We start from the raw sequence: 19,443 nt of genomic DNA, 5'->3' as shown, positions 1-19,443 counted from the left end.
TTGCAACATCACAGATAGTAGCGAAAATAACAGGTATTACTGACAACGGAGTTATTGGGAATGGCAACGACGACTATGGGCGTGAAGCTTGATGAAGCCACGCGTGACAGAATAAAAATCGCCGCGCAGGGCATCGACCGCACGCCCCACTGGCTTATCAAACAAGCCATCTACTCGTATCTTGAACAGCTTGAATCGGGCGTTGGCCTGCCCGATATAACGGGCACCCACGCTGCCGATAACGAAGACGCCGCCGTGCCAGTGGTAATTGAGCACCAGCCATTCCTCGACTTCGCCGAGCAGGTTCATCCCCAGTCGGTGACCCGTTCTGCTATTACTGCCGCCTATCGCCGCCCTGAGCCGGAATCTGTTGCCATGCTACTCGAACAGGCGCGTTTGTCCCCGCCTGCCGACACCGCCGCACATAAACTGGCCTATGACCTCGCCAATGCGCTTCGGCACCAAAAAAGTGCAAACGGCCGCGCCGGTATGGTGCAAAGTCTGCTACAGGAGTTTTCGCTCTCTTCCCTCGAAGGCGTGGCACTGATGTGCCTAGCCGAAGCGCTGTTGCGTATTCCCGACAAGCCAACGCGCGATGCGCTGATCCGCGACAAAATCAGCAACGGCAACTGGCAGTCACACCTTGGCCGCAGCCCTTCTTTGTTCGTCAACGCCGCCACTTGGGGTCTGCTGTTTACCGGCCGACTGGTCGCGACCCATAACGAAGCCAAACTTTCAAACTCGCTGAGCCGCATTATTGGCAAAGGCGGCGAACCGCTGATCCGCAAAGGCGTGGACATGGCAATGCGCCTGATGGGCGAACAGTTTGTTACCGGCGAAACCATCGCGCAGGCACTGGCCAATGCCCGCAAGCACGAAGACAAAGGATTCCGCTACTCCTATGACATGCTCGGGGAAGCGGCGCTGACTGAAAAAGATGCCCAGGCTTACCTCGTGTCTTATCAACAGGCGATTCACGCCATAGGCAAAGCGTCTAACGGTCGCGGGATTTATGAAGGTCCGGGCATCTCAATTAAACTGTCAGCGCTGCATCCACGCTACAGCCGCGCGCAGTACGAGCGCGTGATGGAAGAGCTTTATCCCCGCCTGCTGTCTCTGACTTTACAGGCACGCCAGTATGACGTCGGCATTAATATTGATGCCGAAGAAGCCGACCGTCTGGAGATCTCCCTCGATTTGTTGGAAAAACTGTGCTTTGAGCCAGAGTTGGCAGGTTGGAACGGCATCGGATTTGTTATTCAGGCCTATCAAAAGCGCTGTCCGATGGTTATTGACTATTTGACCGAGCTGGCGCAGCGCAGCCGTCGTCGTTTGATGATCCGTCTGGTAAAAGGTGCCTATTGGGACAGCGAAATCAAACGCGCTCAGGTTGATGGCCTAGAAGACTATCCGGTCTATACCCGCAAGGTGTATACCGACGTCTCTTATCTGGCCTGCGCGCGCAAGTTACTGGCGGTGCCAAACCTGATTTATCCACAGTTTGCGACCCACAATGCGCACACGCTGGCAGCAATTTATCAGCTGGCGGGCAACAACTACTATCCGGGGCAGTATGAGTTCCAGTGCCTGCACGGTATGGGTGAGCCGCTTTATGAGCAGGTAGTGGGTAAAATTTCCGACGGTAAATTGAACCGCCCTTGCCGCATCTATGCGCCGGTCGGGACGCACGAAACACTGTTAGCCTATCTGGTACGCCGCCTGCTTGAAAACGGGGCCAATACGTCGTTCGTCAACCGCATTGCCGACGCTACTTTGCCGCTGGACGAACTGGTCGCCGATCCGGTTAAAGCCGTTGAACAACTGGCTGCCGAAGAGGGGCAGATCGGGTTGCCGCATCCGCGCATCGCTCTGCCGCGCAATTTATACGGCGCAAATCGCGTCAACTCTGCCGGTCTTGACATGTCAAACGAACACCGTTTGGCGTCACTTTCCAGCGCCCTATTGACCAGTGCGGCACATCCGCTGCGGGCTGAGCCTATTCTTGGCGCTGTGCTGGCCGACGGTGAGCCGGTGAGCGCAGGCTTTGAAAACGTGATTAACCCCGCCGAGCCGACGGATATTGTCGGTCAGGTGCGCGAAACCACCGAGGCAGAAATCAGCCTCGCCCTGGACTGCGCCACTCATGCGGGCGCTATCTGGTTTGCCACACCGCCGCAGGAGCGCGCCGCTATTTTGCACCGCGCCGGTGAGTTGATGGAGTCGCAGATGCAGAATCTGCTCGGCGTGTTGGTGCGTGAAGCCGGAAAGACCTTTAATAACGCCATTGCCGAAGTGCGTGAAGCGGTTGATTTCCTACACTATTATGCAGAGCAAATCGAAGAGGCATTCAGCAATGACAGCCATCGTCCACTGGGGCCGGTGGTGTGTATCAGTCCGTGGAACTTCCCACTGGCTATATTTACCGGACAAATTGCAGCCGCGCTGGCCGCAGGCAACAGCGTGCTGGCAAAACCTGCGGAGCAAACACCGCTGGTTGCCGCCAGTGCAGTGCGTATTATGATTGAAGCCGGTGTGCCTGCGGGCGTGCTGCAACTGCTGCCCGGACGGGGCGAAACAGTGGGTGCGCGGTTGGTGAATGACGAGCGCGTTCACGGCGTGCTGTTTACCGGTTCCACCGACGTGGCTGGAATTCTGCAGCGCAACATAGCAGGACGCCTCGACGCTCAGGGTCGCCCAACGCCGCTGATTGCCGAAACTGGGGGTTTAAATGCCATGATTGTTGACTCTTCTGCACTCACCGAACAGGTGGTGACCGACGTGGTTGCCTCGGCCTTCGACAGCGCCGGTCAGCGTTGTTCTGCCCTACGTGTGCTGTGTATTCAGGAAGACGTGGCAGAACATACCCTGCAAATGCTGCGTGGCGCGATGGCTGAGTGCCGCATGGGTAATCCTGAGCGCCTCTCAACTGACATTGGTCCAGTGATTGACGCCGAAGCCAAAGCTAACATCGAGAAGCACATCGAAGCCCTGCGTGCCAAAGGCCGTAAGGTGTATCAGGCGGCGCAAAATAATGCCGACGACAGCAAAGAGTGGTCGCGCGGCACCTTTATCAAGCCAACGCTGATTGAGCTAAACGGCTTTGACGAGATGAAGAAAGAGATTTTTGGACCGGTGCTGCACGTGGTGCGCTACACCCGTCAAAATCTTGATGCGCTGGTAGATCAGATTAATCATGCCGGTTATGGCCTGACGCTTGGCATTCATACGCGCATTGACGAGACCATTCAGCGTGTCACCTCGCGTGCCAAAGTCGGTAACCTCTACGTTAACCGTAATATGGTGGGTGCCGTGGTTGGCGTGCAACCGTTTGGGGGCGAAGGCCTGTCGGGCACGGGTCCTAAAGCCGGCGGTCCGCTGTATCTTTATCGCCTGCTGGCAAGCCGTCCTGAACAGGCCATTAACAGTCTGCTCAATCGGGAGACGAACCCCATGCCGCTTGATGCCAGCGTACGTTCTGCGCTGCTGGAACCGCATCAGGCTTTGAGTGAATGGGCAGCGAAAGACGCGCCTGCGATTACTGCTCTGTGCGGCGATTTTGCACAATGGAGCCAGGGTGGAACCCTGCGTACGCTGCCGGGGCCAACGGGAGAACGCAATACCTACGCCCTGCTGCCGCGCGAACGCGTACTGGCCTTGGCCGACAACACCCACGATGCGTTGATTCAGCTTGCGGCGGCAACCTCAACCGGCTGTCGCGTGCTGTGGCCTGAATCCAGCGTGCAGCGAGAGTTGTTCCAGCGTTTGCCTAAAGTCATTCAGGCGCGTATCGACTTCGCCGCCGACTGGGAGAACGCCAACCTTGAGTTTGACGCAGTGATTTATCACGGTGACGCAGACCAGCTGCGTGACCTGTGTCAGACCTTGGCGAAACGTTCCGGTGCGATTGTTTCGGTGCAAGGATTCGCACGTGGAGAAACCAACATTCTGCTTGAACGCCTGCTCGTCGAGCGTTCACTGAGTGTTAACACTGCGGCCGCGGGCGGCAATGCGAGTTTAATGACCATCGGTTGATGCGTTAGAAAAATAACGAAATACGTCGGGTTCTCTCTTTCGGGATAGAACCCTTTTTTTTGCTTATACGGCATCCGTTCTCCCACGCGGTCTCTTTTATAAAAAGGAACAGCGGATCAATCTCTCAGAAACCCTACCAATCTTTGGCTATTATTATTTTTGCCTTTAGCCCTCCCCCACAATCTATAAATTTCATTTATGTATAGCCAATTACCAAGGGCAAAGGCTATCAAATCCATAGAGTAATACAGGTATGACTTATCAATGGCCGTGTATATCGTAGATACGGAAATCAAATAAAGGGGTATTCCTGTGAGCAATTCAAATGAAACAGAAAAAGCTGCAAAACCTATCGTTGAAGCAGACCGAGAAGCACCAGCCGGTAAATGTCCTTTTCATCAAAACAACCCTAATGAAACTGCAGGCGGCGGGACAAATAATCGAGACTGGTGGCCCAATCAGTTAAGAGTTGACCTGCTGAACCAACATTCAAACCGCTCAAACCCGCTAGGCGAAGATTTTAACTATCGTGACGAGTTCGCAAAATTAGATTACTACGCCCTCAAAGGTGATTTGAAGGCGCTGCTAACTGAATCACAACCTTGGTGGCCCGCTGACTGGGGTAGCTACATTGGCCTTTTCATTCGTATGGCATGGCACAGCGCCGGCACCTATCGCTCAGTCGACGGGCGCGGCGGTTCGGGTCGCGGTCAGCAACGCTTTGCGCCATTGAACTCTTGGCCAGACAACGTCAGCCTCGATAAAGCGCGCCGTTTACTGTGGCCGGTGAAGCAAAAATATGGTCAAAAAATTTCCTGGGCCGACCTGTATATCCTTGCCGGTAACGTGGCTCTGGAAAACTCCGGCTTCCGCACCTTCGGTTTTGGCGCAGGACGCCAAGACGTTTGGGAGCCGGATCTCGACATCAACTGGGGTGACGAAACAGAGTGGCTTGAACATCGTCACCCAGAATCGCTGGCTCAGTCGCCATTAGGCGCAACCGAAATGGGGCTGATTTACGTTAACCCTGAAGGCCCAAACCACAGCGGTGACCCCGCCTCGGCAGCGCCGGCCATTCGTGCCACCTTCGGCAATATGGGCATGAACGATGAAGAGATCGTCGCGCTGATTGCCGGCGGCCATACGTTGGGCAAAACCCACGGCGCAGGCGAAGCTACCCACGTTGGCGACGATCCTGAAGCTGCACCCATTGAAGCGCAGGGCCTTGGCTGGGCCAGCACCTACGGCAGTGGCGTCGGTTCTGACTCCATTACCTCAGGTCTGGAAGTTATCTGGTCGCAGACGCCAACGCAGTGGAGCAACTACTTCTTCGAGAACCTCTTCAAATATGAGTGGGTTCAAACGCGCAGCCCTGCCGGAGCGATACAGTTTGAAGCGGTCGATGCGCCGGATATTATTCCCGATGCCTTCGACTCAGCCAAAAAACACAAGCCAACGATGCTGGTGACTGACCTTACGCTGCGTTTCGACCCTGAATTCGAAAAAATTTCGCGTCGTTTCCTCAACGATCCTCAGGCATTTAATGAATCCTTTGCCCGCGCCTGGTACAAATTAACGCATAGAGATATGGGGCCGAAGGCGCGTTACATCGGACCCGAAGTGCCAAAAGAAGATCTGATTTGGCAAGACCCTCTGCCACAGCCGGTTTATCATCCAACGGCCAGCGATATCGCGCTGATTAAAGAAAAAATTGCCGCTTCTGGCCTCTCCGTCAGTGAACTGACCTCGGTCGCTTGGGCCTCGGCCTCGACCTTCCGCGGTGGCGATAAACGCGGTGGCGCAAACGGTGCGCGTCTGGCGCTGTTGCCGCAAAGAGAATGGGAAGTTAACGCCACAGCCTCTCGCGTTTTGCCAACGCTGGAATCTATTCAGAAAGAGTTGCAGAAAGCCTCGTTGGCCGACGTTATTGTTCTTGCCGGTGTGGTGGGTGTGGAGCAGGCAGCTAAAGCGGTAAACGTTGACATTGAGGTGCCTTTCACGCCGGGTCGTGTAGATGCAAGTCAGAGTCAGACGGACGTTGAATCCTTTGACCTGCTCAAACCCAAAGCCGACGGGTTCCGCAACTATCGCGGCGTTCACGGCAAAACGCCAACCGAAAGCCTGCTGATTGACAAGGCGCAGCAGTTGACGCTTACCGTGCCGGAGTTGACCGTGTTGGTTGGCGGGCTGCGCGCACTCGGTGCAAATTACGACAGCACTCAGCGCGGCGTTTTCTCTGACAAAGTGGGTGAACTTAACACTGATTTCTTTGTGAACCTGCTGGATATGCGCAATCAATGGAAAGCGGTTGACGGCTCTCAAGAGCTGTTTGAAGGACGCGATCGTTTAAGCGGAGAAGTTAAATTCACCGCAACCCGCGCAGACCTCGTGTTTGGATCGAATGCCATTTTGCGTTCGGCGGCAGAGGTTTATGCCAGCGGCGATGCCAAAGAGAAATTTGTTAAAGACTTTGTGGCAGCATGGACTCGAGTGATGAATCTGGACAGATTCGACATTTAACGGTCTTTGGCGGGGAAAGGGGCACACTCTTTCCCCGTTCATTCATTGAGCGTTATGTGTCGTTCGCAGAGAAGAATTCAAATTCAAGACGTTACATTTTCTGGGCCGTGCCTGATAAAGGGGTAAACGATCGTGCTGAAAGAGAAATTAGCGACCCGCCAGCAGTCTGACATGTTGGGTAATGCCTCACGGGGTAGCCTCGCCCCCCTGAGAGTGATTTGTTCAAACACCAAAGAACATTCACAAGTCATCAGCCTTTACAAGCTGGGCCTTTCTTGTCAGGCCATTGCCACCATCACGGGTTTTCACGAAGAGCAGTTTCAGCATTTCTTCAAATCGTAAAATGCTTGCCCGGACAGAGATTCTTAAGACGCTCAATGAGCCAACGACTCGCCGGCCCCGGAGGCGATGAAGTTGAATAAACGCCAAACATCGGCAAATTAAGCCCTCCCGTCGGCACATCCTCAATCAATAATTTTACCAGTCGTCCTTCACGAATATCCCGCTGAACCACCCGCGATGGCATGCTGCCCCACCCTAATCCGTCCAGCAAAAAAGCATGTTTGGCAAACAGATCGCCGAGTCGCCAGGTAGAAGGTGAAATCACCCCAAATTCCTGACCCGCCGACAGTTCTGAGCGGTCGGTAAGCACCAGTTGCACGTGTTTCGAAAGCTCAGACTTCGGCACAGTGCCTGTCAACTGCGCCAGCGGATGTTCCGGTGAAGCGACCATCACCAACTGCACGTCGGTCAACCGCTCTGCGGTGAGTGAAGCAGGCACAGACGGTAACGGGCCCAAAATGCCGACACTGGCGTTACCGTTCAGAATTTGTTGATATCCTCCGCCCAACGCCTCAACAAACAGCCGCAGCGGTGTGCCGGGAAACTGTTCGCGAAACGCCTTGGCCGCCGACGTGATAGCTTCAAGCGGAAAGAATACGTCAACCACCACCGAGAGTTCCGCTTCCAGCCCAGAGGACATACCTCGTGCGCGCGCCTTCATAAAATCAATACCGGCAATAATGCCGCGGGCATCGGCCAGCAGTACTACACCTGCCGGTGTCAGCTTGGGATAGCGCCCCGAACGGTCAAACAGCAACACGCCCATCTGCCCCTCAAGCCCTTTAATCAGATCACTAATCACCGACTGCGCGCGATACATTTTACGCGCGGCGGCCGAGAAACTGCCTTCATCAACGGCAGCGACGAAGGTGCGGAGTTGATCGAGGGAAATACCGTCTAGCATGGTGCGACCTATACACGAGGAATGTTAACTATCGGCATGACCGATGGATTGCATCGAAATATAACGGCTACTCAGGTGGCAAGCAGAGTGAGATAGTAATGCTCGTGTTCAACACGTCAATTACATTTAAACAATCAGGGGTTCACTTTATGTCAATTCTTCACATCGATTCCAGCATTCTTGGTGATTATTCCGTAAGCCGCGCACTGTCAGCCGAGACCGTGGCACGCCAGCAGGCGCTGCACCCTGAGGCAAACGTTCAGTATCGTGATCTGGTGCGTGACCCGGCGTTGCATCTTTCAGACAAACACATTGCCGCCTTCCAGGGTGCTGAAGTGACTGAGGCGGCGTTGGGTGAAGACTTGGCGCTCGGCGGGGCTTACATCGATGACCTGTTCGCCGCAGACGTCATTGTTATCGGTGCGCCGATGTACAACTTTTCTATCCCTTCACAGCTGAAAGCCTGGATTGACCGCGTTTGTGTGGCGGGCCGCACCTTCCAGTACGGTGCCAACGGCCCAGAAGGCCTGCTGCCAAAAGGGAAAAAAGTCTTCGTGGTGTCTTCACGCGGCGGTTTTTATACCGGAGAAAGCCCGGCGGCGTTCCTCGAGCACCAAGAAACCTACCTCAAGGGCGTGCTCGGTTTTATCGGCCTGACCGATGTCACCTTTATTCGCGCTGAAGGCCTCAGCCGCGGTGATGAAGCAAAGACCACCGCCATTGCCAATGCGCAAGCGTTAATTGCTTCGCTTTCTTAACAAATTCGCTTTCTTAACAGATAAAGCAACACGCTACTGGCCCGTCGCGGTCGCAAAAAAGATAACACGAGGTCTGCATTCACCATGGAAATCGGCATTGACAGTTTTGTCGCACGTTTACCCAACCCCGCTACGGGCGAGGTGCTTTCCGCCAGTGAGCGGCTTGACAACCTGCTCGAAGAAGTTGAAACCGCAGACAGGGTCGGGCTAGACGTGTTCGGGATTGGTGAGCATCATCGCCCCGAGTTTCTGGATTCGGCCCCGGCTATCATTTTGGCGGCCGCGGCGGCGCGAACTAAAAATATTCGATTAACCAGCGCCGTGACGGTGCTCAGCGCCGCCGATCCGGTGCGGGTATTTCAGGAGTTCGCGACCCTGGATCTTCTCGCCAAAGGCCGCGTCGAAATCGTGGTTGGCCGCGGCTCGTTTGGTGAAGCTTACCCGTTGTTTGGCTTTAAGTTCGAGGATTACGACTCGCTGTTCATCGAAAAGCTGCAATTATTGCTGCAAATACGCGATAACACCCACGTCAATTGGTCGGGTCGACATCGGCCCGCGCTGAGCGGGCAAGGAATTTACCCCCGTCCCTATCAGGAACAACTTCCTGTGTGGCTCGGCGTAGGCGGCACACCGCAGTCTTTTGCACGTGCGGGAACGCTGGGTTTGCCGCTGATGGTGGCGATTATTGGCGGTGATTTTAGCCGTTTTCGTCCGCTGGTTGACCTCTACCGCGAAGCCGGACGCCAGGCAGGTCACTCACCCGAGAAGCTAAAGGTCGGCGTGCACGCGCTGGGTTTTGTGGGTAACACCACTGAGGAAGCCAAGGAGAGTTTCTATCCTGGCTGGCGATACATGTTTACCGAAATTGGGCGTGAACGTGGCCGATCACCGGCAACTCGCGCCCAGTTCGAGGCGATGTGTGGTCCGCACGGCGCATTTTTAATCGGCGATGCGCCCACGGTGGCGGCAAAAATGCTCGCGGCCAGCGAAGCACTCGGCGGCGTGGCACGTATTACGTTGCAGATGAGCTCCAGCTCGACCGAACACGCGGCAATGAAGCAGTCAATTGAGCTGCTCGGCGATGAGGTTGCCCCGATTATTCGCCGCTCAACTCAGTCCTGGAGCCTGTAATGCTGAGGATTATTCGCCGCTCAACTCAGTCTTGGAGCCTGTAATGCTGAGGATTATTCACCATCTTGTTGAGTAATAGGCCGCAATACGCGGCAAGGATTGCCCACCGCCACCACGTTTGCCGGAATATTTCGCGTCACCACGCTGCCCGCGCCAATCACGGTGTTATCGCCAATGGTCACACCGGGTAAAATAGTCACCGCCGCCCCAATCCACACATTGCTGCCGACAGTGACCGGCAGCGCAAATTCTAGCCCTTTATTGCGCCGTTCGGCGTCAATGGGGTGCCCTGCGGTATGAATGCCCACGCCGGGCGCAATAAACACGTTATCGCCAAAAGTGACCGTTGCACCGTCCAAAATCACCAGATTATGGTTGGCGTAAAAGTTTTTCCCCACGAAGATATTTTTGCCGTAGTCACAATAAAAGGGCGGCTCAATCACGATGCTTTCACTGCTCTGACCTAATAGGGATGCAAGCAGTGCGCTGCGGGCTTCGTCATCACCCGGTCGCGTATGGTTGTAGTCATAGCACACTGTTTTAGCAGTTTTTCTCATTTCAATCAGCACACTATCATAGTTAGCATCGTATAAAACGCCATCTTCCACACCGGTCACTTTATTCATAAATCGCCTTTGGTTGCTTATTCACGCGTTTTTGATCCACGACTGATGGCACGCAGGCTTATCCCCTGCCCATCACAGCGTGTTGTGCCTTTGCACGCCAATAAATCGTACATTCGTACAAATTGATGTCAAGCTTATATTCGTACGTTTGTACAATTTAGGGCAGCTGTGTTACCTTGCTTGCCGATTAAGGAGATTATTATGGCAACCGCCCCGCGTAAAACCTGGCAGCAAGACCCTCAGCGCAGAACCATCATTTTACGCGCCACGCTTGAGACTATTGCCCTGCACGGCGTTGACGGCACTACTTATCGCAAAATTGCGCAGTGTGCCGCTATTCCACTCGGCTCGGTGACCTATTATTTCCCCAGTATGCAGGCGCTATTACTTGAGGCCTTTAGCACACTGGCGCACGACGCATTTACCGCCTTTGCCGCTACGCTAAACCGCGCGCAGGATAAAATGCAGGCGCGTCAAGCGATTGTGGAAATCATTTTCGGTGAGGTAACCGCGGGCGATAAAACTAATCAGCTGAGCTATGAACTGTACAGCTATGCCTGTCGTACGCCGGTGATGAAGCAGGTGATGAAAAACTGGATGAACCAGAGCCGCGCCTCGCTCGAACGCCATTTTTCGCCGCTGGCGGCCGTCGCGCTTGATGCGCTGATTGAAGGCATGATTCTGCACCGCTCGGTTATCCCGGTGGCTCAGGAAGATGTGTATCGCATGGTGGTGCAGCTTAGCGAACTGTAAATTATAACCGGCGGTTGGATTATTTAACCGAGGAAGGCAGATACCCGAAACGCTTAGTAAACCGCTCGGTAAATCGAGCGCGAGAAAGATAACCGCAGGCCTCTGCCACCTGAATAATGCTCCAATGAGTACTTTGCAGCAGCATCAAACCGTGGTGCATTCTCACCTCAATCAGCAACTCGTCAAAACGCACCTGCTCCTCAGATAAACGTCGGCGCAGCGTGGCTTCACTCATCGCCAGTGCGCGCCCCACTTCCCGCGCTGTCCACGGATGCGCAGGGCTTTCACTGAGCATTAAACGTACTCGGCTTGCGGTACTAGGGGCCTGATACTGGTTAAATGCGAGGCCACGTTCGGCTAAAGCTGCAAGCAGGTCAAGCAGGCGAAAACGCAGGCGATCTTCACTGATATCCGCTGATAACACACTGTTGCAAACCCATTCCAAGGTCGTTTTAAGGTCAGTATCCAGCGGTGTTCGTTGCACGGTATTAAGGTTTTTCGGCTCAGCATGGGGTCGACCGCGCTGGAAATATTCCAGCAGTTCGCTGCTAAAGGTCAGATAATAAGAGCGGAAACACTGCTGTGGCCCTGTCGGCGTCTTGTGTAAATTAGCCCAGGTACCCGGCTTTACCAGTAGCAGAGAATCATCGTTATCGACGATAAGCTCATCCGTGGCGTTACTCAAACCGAGCGTCCCGGAGACAATAAGCAGCAGCGTAGCATCCTGAAAAAAGAAGTTGGGAATGTACTGGGTACGTCGCAGATAAGGCTGTGCAAAGCCGCACAACCCTCGCAGCATAATCGGTGCGCCAGACGGCAGCGGGCTGATCCCGCCACTGCTGTTATCGGGGGTTGTCGTCATTTCAGGTAGCGATAGCATCGTGTGATTCACTTTACCCCCAATATTGAACAAATTTACTTCACGTCAGGATTCAGCGAATACAGGCCGGTAATGCTTGCCTGTGCTAACACGTTGGCTTCCTTTAACGCCTGCACAACGTTTGGCCCGGTGAGACTGCCTTGAACATCTAGCTTAGGCGTATCCAGAGCATAAAGGGTAAACGTGTAATGGTGAACTATTGTATCGTTCCACGGCGGACAGGGGCCATCATAACCAAAATAATTACCGGTCATCTGCGCATCACCCGCGAACCAAAGGGTGTAATCATTGATTCCGTGACGCAGGCCGTTGCTCGCTTCAGGACCCGCTTTCCCCTGTGGCGTCACGCTATTAGAATGTGAACCCGCGGCAATCTCGCTTAAATTTGCAGGAATGTCCAGCAGCAGCCAGTGGTAGAAGGTGATGCGCGGCAGAGAGGCAGGCACCTCTTTTCCTTCCTGATTAACATCATCAGCCTTGCTGGGAACATCGGGGTCATGGCAAACCAGCACAAATGACTGCGTTCCGGCAGGCGCATCGTGCCAGGTCAAGTGCGGATTGGTATTAGAAGAAAGTGCGATATGGCTGGCCGCATTAGGGACAGCAAAGGCGAATTCACCTGGGATATGCTCACCGTCGCGAAAACTTTGACTCGTTAATTGCATTTAATTTCTCACTGTATTGGGTATTTGATATCAACATGTTACCCAAACGACAGCAGTGGCATAGTCACCCAGCCAATCAAAATCATCACCAAACCCGTCAAGATGAACTGATCGGGCATGAATTCGACTTTTTGCTGCATCATACAGCGGTTGAAAAACAGGTGGAGTTTCCCCCACCTGGCAACAGTGCCTGCTACTGCTGATCTTGCAGCGTGGTTATGGTTAAGGTGTTGTCTACACTCTCGACGAGTACCTGCACTTTGGCCCCCGCCTTCGCGCTGTCCAGCATCTCGGCGTTTTTGGCCTTGTAAGCCATGGTCATGGCGGGCATGTGGATGTTCGACAGTGCGCCGTGTTTCAAGGTGATCATGCCGGTATTTTTATCAACGCTCACAACAGTTGCGTCAGTTAATGCCTGCGTGGATGACGGTTTTTTCTCCGACATTGTCGTCATCGGCATGTTCATATTCATGCCAGCCATCGAATTTGGGTTATTCATGGTGTGGGTATCCGCAAATGCTGACAGGCTAAAACCGGCAGAGAATGCAGCAGAGAGTGCAGCAGAAAGTGCAGCGGCAAGCAGAGTCATTTTATTCATGTTCATGGTCATTCCTTATCGGAGGGTTGAGTGCCCAAAGCGGGCGTTAAGGGTTGAAGAGATTGGCGACGCAATGCTCGGCGCTGAACCAGCAGCCAGGCAACGGGGATAACTAACATAGACAGCAGCGGCGCGGTTATCATGCCGCCGACCATCGGTGCGGCGATGCGCTGCATCACCTCTGAACCGGTTCCGTGGCCCAGCATGATGGGCAACAGACCGGCCAATATCACCGCAACCGTCATGGCTTTTGGACGAACGCGCTGTACCGCACCTTCGCGGATTGCCGCCAGCAGCAGCGCATTACTTAGCGTTTCTCCGGCCTGTAGTCGTTTGTTCAGCGCCTCTTTCAGATACATCAGCATCACCACCCCAAATTCGGCCGAGACGCCCGCCAGCGAGATAAACCCAACGGCCGTGGCGACTGAAATAGCGTGCCCGAGGGCCCAAATCAGCCAGAACCCGCCAATCAGCGCAAAGGGAATGGTTAGCATCAGCAGCAAGGCTTCTGAAATTGAGTTGAAGGTCAGGAACAGCAGCACCAAGATAATTGCCAGCGTGGCGGGAATGACCGTTTTTAAGGTGGATTCAGCGCGTTGCAGATACTCGAACTGCCCCGACCAGGAGAGCGAATATCCCGCCGGTAGCGCCACCGCTTTCCCTACCGCCGCCTGCATATTGCGGACCGCGGTTTGCAGGTCTGTGTTGCGCAGGTCAACATAAACGTAGCCCGCCAGACGAGCATCCTCGCTGCGGATCATCGTGGGTCCGTCGGTAACACTCAGCCTGGCGACATCGCCCAGCTGAATTTGCGCCCCGCTGGCCAGCACCATCGGCAATTGACGCAGTTTCTCGACCGAATCTCGCACTTCGCGTGGATAACGCACATTGATCGGGAAACGCGTGCGCCCATTGATCACCTCACCGACGTTTTCACCGCCAATGGCGGAGGCAATCACGTCCTCGATGTCACCCACCGCGAGGCCGAAGCGCGCCGCCCTCACTCTGTCGATAGCGACGTCGATATATCGCCCGCCGTTCAGCCGCTCGGCAAACGCCGACGTCACGCCACTCACCGGACGTACGGCGGCGGCAACCTGATCGGCGATCGTGTCGATTTGCGCTAAACTCGGGCCAGAGATACGGATACCCACCGGCGTTTTGATGCCGGTTGAGAGCATATCCAGACGGTTGCGGATGGGCGGTACCCACACGTTTGACAGGCCGGGAACCTGCACAATCCGGTCCAACTCGGCCACCAGTTTTTGAGGCGTCATTCCCTGTCGCCACTGGGTACGCGGCTTGAACTGGATCATGGTTTCAAACATCTCCAGCGGCGCGGGATCGGTGGCGCTGTCTGCTCTCCCCGCTTTGCCAAACACCGTGTCAACTTCCGGCACCGTTTTAATAAGCCTGTCGGTAACCTGCAGCAGCTGAGCGGCTTTTTCCGCCGACAGCCCGGGCAGTGCGGTCGGCATATACAGCAAATCACCTTCATCCAACGGCGGCATAAACTCCCCGCCCAGTTGCGAGAGCGGCACGGCGGTCAGCCCGAGCAGGACTAGGGCAAGCAACAGCGTGGCCCACGGATGGTTCAACGCTTGCTCCAGCACCGGCCGGTAAATACGAATTAAAAACCGGTTAAGCGGATTAGCGTTTTCATGAGGAATACGTCCACGAATAAGCCAGCCCATCAATACCGGCACCAAGGTAATGGAAAGCAGCGCCGCCGCCGCCAGCGTGTAGGTTTTGGTGAGCGCCAGCGGGCTAAACAGCTTGCCCTCCTGCCCCTCGAGTGAAAACACCGGAATAAACGACAGCGTGATGATTAGCAGCGAGAAGAACAGCGCTGGCCCTACCTCGACCGCCGAGTCGGCAATCACCTCCCACCGCTGTTGGCCGGTAAGCACTTTGCCCTCATGCCTTTCAAGGTGTTTATGGGTGTTTTCGACCATCACAATGGCAGCATCAACCATGACACCGATGGCAATCGCGATGCCGCCGAGCGACATCAGGTTGGCATTAACGCCCTGATAATGCATGGCAATAAAAGCCGCCAACACGCCGACCGGCAGCGCAAGAATGGCCACCAGCGCACTGCGAAAATGAAAAAGAAACAGCGCACAAATAACCCCGACCGCAATAAACTCCTCAATCAGTTTGTCGGTCAGGTTATCGACCGCGCGATCGATAAGCTTTGAACGGTCATAAGTGGTCACCACCTCCACGCCGGGCGGCAGTGACTTTTTAAGCTCGGCCAGCTTGTCCTTCACGCCATTGATCGTCGCCAGCGCATTTTTGCCGGATCGCATAATAATTACCCCACCGGCCACTTCGCCCTGACCGTTAAGTTCGGCGATACCGCGACGAATTTCAGGGCCAATTTGAATACGCGCGACGTCGCCCAACAACACCGGCGTTCCGTTGGCGTCGCTGCGCACCACCACCTGACGAAAATCCTCCGGCGTGTGCAGATAGCCATTGGTTTTAACGATGTAGTCCGCTTCGCCCATTTCCAACACCGAGCCGCCAGTCTCCTGATTCGACTTGCCTAACGCTGTGGTGATGTCGCTTTGCGTGATACCAAAGGCGCGCATTTTATCGGGATCGAGCACCACCTGATATTGCCGCACCATCCCCCCCAGAGACGCCACTTCCGAGACATTGGGCACCGTTTTAAGCTCAAACTTAAGGAACCAGTCATTTAAGGCGCGCAGCTGACCTAAATCATGCTGACCGGTTTTGTCTACCAGCGCATATTCATAAACCCAGCCTACGCCGGTGGCATCTGGCCCAAGCGACAGCGTTGCACCTTTCGGCAGGCGGCTTTGTACCTGATTGAGATACTCAAGCACGCGGGAGCGCGCCCAATACTGGTCAGTTTTGTCGTCAAACAGCACATAAATGAAGGCATCGCCAAAGGATGACCAGGCGCGGATTGTTTTCGCACCGGGCACGCCAAGCAGCGTGGTGGTTAAAGGGTACGTGACCTGATCCTCCATAACCTGTGGGGCTTTACCCGGCCAAGAGGCTTTGATAATCACCTGGGTGTCGGATAAATCCGGCAGCGCATCGAGCGGCGTTTGCCTCAGGGAATAAATACCCCACGCCAGCAGAAAAAGTGTGCCGATGACCACCAGCAAACGGTTATTGATTGAGGCGCGAATAATACGTGCAATCATGGTTTCGCCCCGCCCGCAGTTGTCATGCGGGTTAGTTGCCACCCGTCTCCGTCGGCGATGAAGCTGAAATTCACCTTGTCACCTTGTTTGAATGCCTCAAACTCGGCCGAAGCAGGTTTTTTATACATCATGGTCATCGCGGGCCATTGCAGAGCCGGAACCGCCTCATGCGAAAGCGTGATGCTGTCGGGCGTGACCTGTTCGATGACACCGGTAGATTGATAGGTTTTAATGAGCGTAGTGTTATCCACGCTGGGGTGTTGGCGTACAGCACTGACCGAACCTTGCGTCGGGGAATTGTTTACCGCCGCTTCGGCACCGTCGATGCGGGGCATAACTGACTTTAGGCTCGCTTCGGAGTCGATCAAGAATTGCCCTGAGGCGACCACTTGTTCCCCGGCCTGTAGACCGCTCAAAATCTCGGTTTCTTCCCCCACTTCGCCCCCCAACGTGACGTTGGCCGGTTGCAGACGACCGTCGTGGTTTCTCACAATGACTACGGTGCGTTTGCCGGTCGAAATAATGGCGTCGGAAGGCACTAACAGGCCCAACTTGCCCGCAGTTTTCGTGAGCTGTACCCGCATTAGCATGCCCGGCACCCACTCATCGTTGGCATTGTCGATAATGAGCCGCGCCTGTAGCGTCCTGCTGCTGCCGTTAATTTGCGGCAAGATTTGCTGGATTTCGCCGTGCACGGTTCTGTTTGGCTGATTGGCGGGCGTGGCGACAACCTGCATGCCAACCTGCACCTGAGTTGCCAGTGCCTCCGGAATGTCAATCTCCAGCCACAGCTTGCCCAAACCGTTAATTTTGGCCAGCGTTTGTCCGGGTGCTACCATCGCGCCATCGCGCACGTTCAACTCACTGACAACGCCGTCATGCGGGGCCGAAATCAGCAGATTATTCTGCACCTTACCGGTTTTATCTAGCGCGGTGATAAGCTCGGCGGGAATCGACAGCGCCCGCATTTTAGCCTTGGAATCATTGAGTATTGCCGTGCCGAGGCCGCCGCGCTTCAACGCCAGATATTCCTCTTGCGCCGGTAGCCATTCGGGTACAAACAGCGAGGCAATCGGATCACCACGATGCACCCGCTGCTGCGGCGCATTGGCATAAAGTTGGGTGATATAGCCGGTCGCCCGCGTTTGAATCACCTCGGCTAAAGACTCGTCAAACTGCGTAGTGCCAATCACCTCCATCCGAGTTTGCACTTCTGTTTGGCGGACAGTGGCAAAACGAATGCCCAAGCTCTGCTGCATCGCGGGGTCAATCGCCAGTCCCGGACGTTGATTGTCCTGGGCATATACCGGCACCAACGGCATATCCATAAAGGGGGATTTACCGGGCTTATCAAAATGCTGCTGCGGCACCATCGGGTCATGCCAATACAGCACTTTCTGTCCGGCTGAGGGCAACGATGCTGTACCCGCCACCTGCGGCACTGATGGCTGCGCCGAGGCGACGTAGCGCCCGGCGAAATAGCCTCCCGCCACCAAAATCATCGCGCAGGCGACGCTCGAAAGCGTGAAAATCACCGATTTATTTTGCATCTGCTGGCACTCCTGAGGTGGCCATCAGAGCGGGCGGAAGAACTTGGTATTCGAGCTGCGCCCACGACAAAGCCACCTCCTGCTGTAGTGCAAGCAGAGAGAGGGTGGCCTCTATTTTTTCTCGCCGGGCGGCAAATACCTTGCTGAGTGCGCCATTACCCGCGCGATAATCGGCTTCGGCCAGCTGCACTTTTTGCGTTTCCAGTGGCAAAAGTCCGTGCTGTAACAGGGCAATACGCTGTTGACCTAGCGTTAACTGCGAGGAGAGATCGGCGATGTTGGCCTGAATTTGTCGCTGCTTATCGAGAAATAACTCACGGGCGCGCGTCCCTAATGCCGCATTTGCCTCAACGGCGCGGTCCTGCTTGTTGCTGCTGTAAACCGGCAGCGGAATACTCACTCCCACCGAGATCATATTCGTTTTCGGGGCACTGCGGTTTTGATAATCCACTTCCCAGGTCCAATTGGGTGAGCGGTCACTGTTGGCCACGGCGGTATTGGCATCGGCCAGCGAAATATCTGCCGAGGCGGCAATCAGTTCGGGCTGTCGAACAGTAAGCTGTTGCAGACTCAAGCTGGCGACGCTGCTTTGTAACGGCGGTAAGCTCCCCTGCACACCGTCGGCATCCACACCGGTCCAGCGTGAAAGCGCAATGAGTGCGGCCTGATAACGCTGCTGCGCCTGCAGGCGGATAATTTTTTGCTGCGTCAGTTGAGACTGCACCTCAACCACGTCATTGGACGTTGCATTGGCACCGCGATAAGAGGCGCGGGTGGCCGCTATCTCACTGTCCATTTGGCTAATCAACTGGTTATAACTTTCCAACGTGAGTCGTGCATAGTAGGCCGAAAGCCAGGCCGAGGCGGTTTGGATACGCAAAGTGGCAAGATTGCCGAGATAGGTGGAATGGGCGCTGTTGACCTTGCGCTCACCCGCAGCAGTGGCGAGGCTGCGCTTTTCTCCTGACACCCACTCCTGCTCAATACCCATGCGTTGCATGGTCATGTCATCATCGCTGACGCTTAAAGGATGACCTCCATCGGCAGGAAGATTATCGATACCGGCTTTTAATACCGGGTCGGGAAGTTGCCCGGCCATCACAGTTTCAGCCTGGCTGGCGCTGACCAGTGAACGATCGGCAATCAACGCCGATGAGTGATTCATGGCGGCCTGTAGTGCAGTGTTGAATGAAAGGTCGCTGGCCCAGGCAGAACCTGAAGCGAAGAAACTCATTACAACAATCGGCACTAAACGCGGCGATAAAGGGCGCGTTTTAAAATATAAAGACATGGTCGACTCCTGAGAGACGATGCATGTGGCTAAGGCGAGCGGAGAAAGGCGCGTCGAAATTGAGTCTTAGCCTGCCAAACGGCAACGGCTAATTTTCAGAAGGAACTGTCGCAGGCTCCATCGTTTTGACTCAAAACGGCCGCAATAATCCCGCTCTTTAGGCCACAGGCACACTCTGGCTAAAGACTGTTAACTGCGTAAGCACGCAAGT

Annotated in this window: 14 protein-coding genes; 6 read left to right on the top strand and 8 right to left on the bottom strand. The window is 54.9% G+C overall.

All coding sequences use genetic code 11. The features are described from left to right. Window positions 1-60 precede the first annotated feature (60 nt). The 3 genes from putA to BS639_RS09715 all read left to right on the top strand — a co-directional run bounded on the left by putA (window position 61) and on the right by BS639_RS09715 (window position 6,894). Window positions 61-4,032 (top strand): trifunctional transcriptional regulator/proline dehydrogenase/L-glutamate gamma-semialdehyde dehydrogenase, encoded by a 3,972-nt coding sequence (putA, locus tag BS639_RS09725; RefSeq protein ID WP_084982980.1) that lies wholly within the window; start codon window positions 61-63, stop codon window positions 4,030-4,032. A 351-nt stretch (window positions 4,033-4,383) separates the two neighbouring features. Next, the gene (katG, locus tag BS639_RS09720; RefSeq protein WP_173882084.1) at window positions 4,384-6,552 is read left to right on the top strand and encodes a catalase/peroxidase HPI; all 2,169 of its coding nucleotides are present in this window, start codon (window positions 4,384-4,386) and stop codon (window positions 6,550-6,552) included. 132 nt (window positions 6,553-6,684) lie between these two features. After that, window positions 6,685-6,894 carry a hypothetical protein gene (locus BS639_RS09715; protein WP_055779974.1) on the top strand — a complete coding sequence of 70 codons (210 nt, stop codon included), beginning with the start codon at window positions 6,685-6,687 and terminating at the stop codon, window positions 6,892-6,894. Here the strand turns inward: BS639_RS09715 and BS639_RS09710 are convergent. Beyond that, on the bottom strand, window positions 6,884-7,798 hold the full coding sequence (locus BS639_RS09710; protein WP_084982978.1) for a LysR family transcriptional regulator: 915 nt from the start codon (window positions 7,796-7,798) through the stop codon (window positions 6,884-6,886). The genes BS639_RS09715 and BS639_RS09710 overlap by 11 nt on opposite strands. Before the next feature lie 149 nt (window positions 7,799-7,947). Here BS639_RS09710 and BS639_RS09705 point away from each other — a divergent pair, with 149 nt between their 5' ends. Together BS639_RS09705 and BS639_RS09700 are read left to right on the top strand one after the other, a co-directional pair. Further along, complete coding sequence (locus BS639_RS09705; protein ID WP_082457414.1) at window positions 7,948-8,556, top strand: FMN-dependent NADH-azoreductase; 609 nt, start codon at window positions 7,948-7,950, stop codon at window positions 8,554-8,556. An 84-nt stretch (window positions 8,557-8,640) separates the two neighbouring features. After that, window positions 8,641-9,687 carry an LLM class flavin-dependent oxidoreductase gene (locus BS639_RS09700; RefSeq protein ID WP_084982977.1) on the top strand — a complete coding sequence of 349 codons (1,047 nt, stop codon included), beginning with the start codon at window positions 8,641-8,643 and terminating at the stop codon, window positions 9,685-9,687. A 53-nt stretch (window positions 9,688-9,740) separates the two neighbouring features. On the opposite strand, the gene BS639_RS09695 is transcribed toward BS639_RS09700, so the two are convergent. After that, the gene (locus tag BS639_RS09695) at window positions 9,741-10,313 is read right to left on the bottom strand and encodes a sugar O-acetyltransferase (protein WP_084982976.1); all 573 of its coding nucleotides are present in this window, start codon (window positions 10,311-10,313) and stop codon (window positions 9,741-9,743) included. Between the two features lie 201 nt (window positions 10,314-10,514). Between BS639_RS09695 and BS639_RS09690 the strand changes: the two genes are divergently transcribed. Beyond that, entirely contained in the window at window positions 10,515-11,066 is a 552-nt protein-coding gene (locus tag BS639_RS09690; RefSeq protein ID WP_084982975.1) for a TetR/AcrR family transcriptional regulator, read from the top strand. 19 nt (window positions 11,067-11,085) lie between these two features. Here the strand turns inward: BS639_RS09690 and BS639_RS09685 are convergent, their stop codons facing one another. From BS639_RS09685 to BS639_RS09660, 6 genes are all read right to left on the bottom strand, one after another. Continuing rightward, window positions 11,086-11,958: a helix-turn-helix transcriptional regulator gene (locus BS639_RS09685; protein ID WP_206601155.1), complete on the bottom strand. Its 873-nt coding sequence runs from the start codon at window positions 11,956-11,958 to the stop codon at window positions 11,086-11,088. Between the two features lie 23 nt (window positions 11,959-11,981). Beyond that, complete coding sequence (locus BS639_RS09680; RefSeq protein ID WP_084982974.1) at window positions 11,982-12,611, bottom strand: YbhB/YbcL family Raf kinase inhibitor-like protein; 630 nt, start codon at window positions 12,609-12,611, stop codon at window positions 11,982-11,984. 193 nt (window positions 12,612-12,804) lie between these two features. After that, window positions 12,805-13,215 (bottom strand): copper-binding protein, encoded by a 411-nt coding sequence (locus BS639_RS09675; RefSeq protein ID WP_173882083.1) that lies wholly within the window; start codon window positions 13,213-13,215, stop codon window positions 12,805-12,807. Window positions 13,216-13,217: 2 nt separating this feature from the next. Beyond that, window positions 13,218-16,391, bottom strand: coding sequence for an efflux RND transporter permease subunit (locus tag BS639_RS09670; protein WP_084982973.1), 3,174 nt, complete (start codon window positions 16,389-16,391; stop codon window positions 13,218-13,220). Next, window positions 16,388-17,941 carry an efflux RND transporter periplasmic adaptor subunit gene (locus BS639_RS09665; RefSeq protein WP_084982972.1) on the bottom strand — a complete coding sequence of 518 codons (1,554 nt, stop codon included), beginning with the start codon at window positions 17,939-17,941 and terminating at the stop codon, window positions 16,388-16,390. The genes BS639_RS09670 and BS639_RS09665 overlap by 4 nt, the downstream gene beginning before the upstream one ends. Continuing rightward, window positions 17,931-19,232, bottom strand: a complete 1,302-nt coding sequence (locus BS639_RS09660; RefSeq protein ID WP_055780001.1) for a TolC family protein — start codon at window positions 19,230-19,232, stop codon at window positions 17,931-17,933. The genes BS639_RS09665 and BS639_RS09660 overlap by 11 nt, the downstream gene beginning before the upstream one ends. Between the last annotated feature and the right edge of the window lie 211 nt (window positions 19,233-19,443).

The sequence above is a fragment of the Rouxiella silvae genome (assembly GCF_002093625.1).
Taxonomy (GTDB): Bacteria; Pseudomonadota; Gammaproteobacteria; order Enterobacterales; family Enterobacteriaceae; genus Rouxiella; species Rouxiella silvae.
The sequence above is the reverse complement of the archived record's forward strand: the minus strand, read 5'-3'. Positions and strand labels throughout refer to the sequence as shown.

Coding starts and splice junctions, on each gene's coding strand:
- putA (WP_084982980.1), top strand. CDS start 61: ATGGCAACGACGACTATGGGCGTGAAGCTTGATGAAGCCACGCGTGAC.
- BS639_RS09710 (WP_084982978.1), bottom strand. CDS start 7,798: ATGCTAGACGGTATTTCCCTCGATCAACTCCGCACCTTCGTCGCTGCC.
- BS639_RS09705 (WP_082457414.1), top strand. CDS start 7,948: ATGTCAATTCTTCACATCGATTCCAGCATTCTTGGTGATTATTCCGTA.
- BS639_RS09700 (WP_084982977.1), top strand. CDS start 8,641: ATGGAAATCGGCATTGACAGTTTTGTCGCACGTTTACCCAACCCCGCT.
- BS639_RS09695 (WP_084982976.1), bottom strand. CDS start 10,313: ATGAATAAAGTGACCGGTGTGGAAGATGGCGTTTTATACGATGCTAAC.
- BS639_RS09690 (WP_084982975.1), top strand. CDS start 10,515: ATGGCAACCGCCCCGCGTAAAACCTGGCAGCAAGACCCTCAGCGCAGA.
- BS639_RS09680 (WP_084982974.1), bottom strand. CDS start 12,611: ATGCAATTAACGAGTCAAAGTTTTCGCGACGGTGAGCATATCCCAGGT.
- BS639_RS09675 (WP_173882083.1), bottom strand. CDS start 13,215: ATGAACATGAATAAAATGACTCTGCTTGCCGCTGCACTTTCTGCTGCA.
- BS639_RS09670 (WP_084982973.1), bottom strand. CDS start 16,391: ATGATTGCACGTATTATTCGCGCCTCAATCAATAACCGTTTGCTGGTG.
- BS639_RS09665 (WP_084982972.1), bottom strand. CDS start 17,941: ATGCAAAATAAATCGGTGATTTTCACGCTTTCGAGCGTCGCCTGCGCG.
- BS639_RS09660 (WP_055780001.1), bottom strand. CDS start 19,232: ATGTCTTTATATTTTAAAACGCGCCCTTTATCGCCGCGTTTAGTGCCG.